3 protein-coding genes are annotated in these 3,235 nt (G+C 71.6%); 1 reads left to right on the top strand and 2 read right to left on the bottom strand.

Annotated features, from left to right (window positions below; all coding sequences use genetic code 11):
* Positions 1 to 26: 26 nt before the first annotated feature.
* Positions 27 to 1,316 (bottom strand): adenylosuccinate synthase, encoded by a 1,290-nt coding sequence (locus J1M40_RS07405; RefSeq protein WP_036315830.1) that lies wholly within the window; start codon positions 1,314 to 1,316, stop codon positions 27 to 29.
* A gap of 136 nt (positions 1,317 to 1,452) precedes the next feature.
* On the opposite strand from J1M40_RS07405, the gene J1M40_RS07400 reads away from it, so the two are divergent.
* Complete coding sequence (locus J1M40_RS07400; protein ID WP_060973529.1) at positions 1,453 to 2,004, top strand: hypothetical protein; 552 nt, start codon at positions 1,453 to 1,455, stop codon at positions 2,002 to 2,004.
* 32 nt (positions 2,005 to 2,036) lie between these two features.
* Here J1M40_RS07400 and bioB read toward each other — a convergent pair whose 3' ends face one another.
* Complete coding sequence (gene bioB / locus J1M40_RS07395; protein WP_206450650.1) at positions 2,037 to 3,191, bottom strand: biotin synthase BioB; 1,155 nt, start codon at positions 3,189 to 3,191, stop codon at positions 2,037 to 2,039.
* Positions 3,192 to 3,235: the final 44 nt, after the last annotated feature.

The following is a 3,235-nucleotide window of genomic DNA, read 5'->3' as shown; positions in this document are numbered from 1 at the left end:
GGCCGGGGGCGGGGCGGCGGGCCGGGTCAGTCCTCGATGAGGTCGCGGACCTGGACCACCTGATCGCGGCCCGGGCCCACGCCGATCGCGGAGATCCGGCAGCCCGAGAGCTTCTCGAGGGCCTCCACGTAGCGCTGGGCGTTCAGCGGCAGATCCGTGAACGCGCGGGCGCCCGAGATGTCCTCGGTCCACCCGTCGAAGAGCTCGTACACCGGCTTCGCGTGATGGAACTCGGTCTGGGTCATGGGCATGCGGTCGTGGCGCACGCCGTCCACCTCGTAGGCCACGCACACCGGGATCTTCTCGATGCCGGTGAGCACGTCCAGCTTGGTGAGGAAGTAGTCCGTGAAGCCGTTGATCCGCGCGGCGTAGTGGGCCATGACGGCGTCGTACCAGCCGGTGCGCCGCGGGCGGCCGGTGTTCACGCCGAACTCGCCGCCGGTGGTGCGCAGCTGCTCGCCCATCTCGTCGAAGAGCTCCGTGGGGAACGGACCGGCGCCGACGCGCGTGGTGTAGGCCTTCACGATGCCGATGGTGCGGGAGAAGCGGGTGGGGCCGATGCCCGCGCCCACGGCCGCGCCGCCGGCGGTCGGGTTGGACGAGGTCACGAACGGGTAGGTGCCGTGGTCCACGTCCAGGTAGGTGGCCTGGCCGCCCTCCATGAGCACCACCTTGCCCTCGTCCAGGGCGTCGTTGAGCAGGTTCACGGAGTCCACGACCATGGGGCGCAGGCGGTCCGCGTAGCCCAGGAAGTACTCGGCGATCTCGTCCACGGTCACGGCGCGGCGGTTGTAGAGCTTCACCAGCAGCTCGTTCTTCTGCCGCAGGGCGCCCTCGATCTTCTGGCGCAGGATCGACTCGTCGAAGATGTCCTGCACGCGGATGCCCAGGCGGGCCACCTTGTCCATGTAGGTGGGGCCGATGCCGCGGCCGGTGGTGCCGATCGCGCGCTTGCCCAGGAACCGCTCGGTCACCTTGTCCATGGTCTGGTGGTACGGCGCCACGAGGTGGGCGTTGGCGGAGATCTTCAGGTGCTCGCACGGGTGGCCGCGGGACTCGAGCCCGTCGATCTCCTCGAACAGCGCCTCCAGGTTCACCACCACGCCGTTGCCGATCACCGGCACCGCGTTGGGCGAGAGGATGCCGGCGGGCAGCAGCTTGAGCTCGAACTTCTCCCCGTTGACGACGACGGTGTGCCCGGCGTTGTTGCCGCCGTTCGGCTTGACGACGTAGTCCACTCGCCCGCCCAGCAGGTCGGTGGCCTTGCCCTTGCCCTCGTCGCCCCACTGGGCTCCGACGATCGCGATCGCTGGCATCTGCATCTCTCCTCAGGGCCGCGGGTCGCCCCGGACCGGCCCGTACATGGAAAACGCCCCCTTGCGGTGCACGCGGAGGCCGTACCCCCGAATCCTACCAGCGTGACGGATGCCACCCTCTGGCTACGCTGGCGCCATGAGCACCGCAGCGCCCGGCACCCAGCACTCGGAGTTCGCCTCCCCGACCCCCACCCGCAAGGGCCCGAGCGTGGGCACGTGGCGCCCCTGGGCCGTGCTGCCGTGGGCGCTGGCCCTCCTCGCCCTGCCCCTGATCGCGCTCGCCCTGCGCTCCAACTTCGGCGCGAACGGCTGGATGACGGTCATCTACATGGTCTTCGGCGCCCTGCCCCACGAACTCGTCCTCGTGCTCATGGTGGGGAGCCTGTTCCTCCTGCCCCGCGTGAACCCGCAGGATGAGCAGCGGGGCGGCATCCGGCTGGGGCGCCTGCTGCACACGCTGCTGGGCATCTCCTGGGGGTCCTTCGCGCTGGCCGCGATCATCTTCCCCGACGGCGGCGACCACCCGGACTCCGGCGCCACGACCCCGGTGCTCATGGACCTGCTCGGCAAGAGCACCGCGATGGACGTCGGCATCGTGGGCGGCCTCGCCCTCGTGGCCGTCAGCGCCCTCACCGGTCTCGCGGTGATCGTGGTGTGCGTGGTGCGGCGGATCCGCGCCGTTCGCTGAGCACGCTCCCGACGACGGCGGTCAGCGCGGGTTCAGGCGTTGGCGGGCTCGGCCGTGCCCGCGCCCCGGCGGCGCAGCTCGGGCTTCACGGTGCCCTCGGCGCCCGTGTCGGGGCAGGCGTCCTCCGCAGCTCCGGCCGCACCGGAGCCGCACGGGCCGGCGTCGTCCGTGCCGCCGCAGCAGCCGCCGGCCGAGGCGCCGTCGTCGGCCGCGGCCTGCTGCGCACGCTCCTCGGCGCCGAGCACGGTGAAGCCGGCGTCGGCGATCATCTGCAGGTCCGCCTCGGCGTCCTGGCCCTCGGAGGTGAGGTAGTCGCCGAGGAAGATCGAGTTGGCCACCTGCAGGCCGACCGACTGCAGGGAGCGCAGGTGCATCTCGCGGCCGCCGGCGATGCGCAGCTCCTTGTCCGGGCACGCCATGCGGGTCATGGCGAGGATGCGGAGGCACTCGAGCGGGGTGAGCTGCTGGTGGCCCTGCAGCGGGGTGCCGTCGAAGGGCATGAGGAAGTTGACGGGGATGGAGTCGGAGTCCAGGTCGCGGAGCGCGAGGACGGCCTCGACGAGCTGCTCGTGCGTCTCCCCCATGCCCGCGATCAGGCCGCTGCAGGAGGACAGGCCGGCGGCGCCGGCACGCTGCACGGTGTCCACGCGCTGCTCGTAGGTGTGGGAGGTGCAGATGGACTCGTAGTGGGACTCGGCCGTGTTGAGGTTGTGGTTGTAGGCGTCGACGCCGGCGTCCTTGAGCTTCTCGGCCTGCCCGTCCTTGAGGAAGCCGAGACACGCGCACACCTCGACGTCCGGGTGCTGGGCCTTGAGGTCGCCGACCATGCCGGCCACGCGGTCGACGTCGCGGTCCGTGGGGCCGGTGCCCGAGGCGACCATGCACACGCGCGAGGCGCCGCCGGCGATGCCCAGACCCGCCTGGCGGACGGCCTCCTCCGGCTTGAGCCACGTGTAGCGCAGGATCTCGGCCTCGGTGCCGAGCCGCTGGGAGCAGTAGGTGCAGTTCTCCGGGCAGAGGCCGGTCTTGAGGCTGACCAGGTAGTTGACCTTGACGGTGCGGCCGAAGTGCTTCTCGCGCAGGCGCGAGGCCGCCGCGACGATGCGGAACGTGTCCGCGTCCGGGGCGTCCAGCACAGCGACGGCCTCCTCAGCGGTAAGCACGTGGCCCGCCTCGATGCGGTCCACGAGGGCCTCGGGGTCGAGGGCGGCGGCGGGGCGGGGGTCGACGG

Source organism: Micrococcus sp. KRD026, from assembly GCF_017168445.1.
GTDB lineage: Bacteria > Actinomycetota > Actinomycetes > Actinomycetales > Micrococcaceae > Micrococcus > Micrococcus luteus.
Note: the sequence above shows the minus strand (reverse complement) of the source record. Positions and strands in the feature narration are given on the sequence as shown.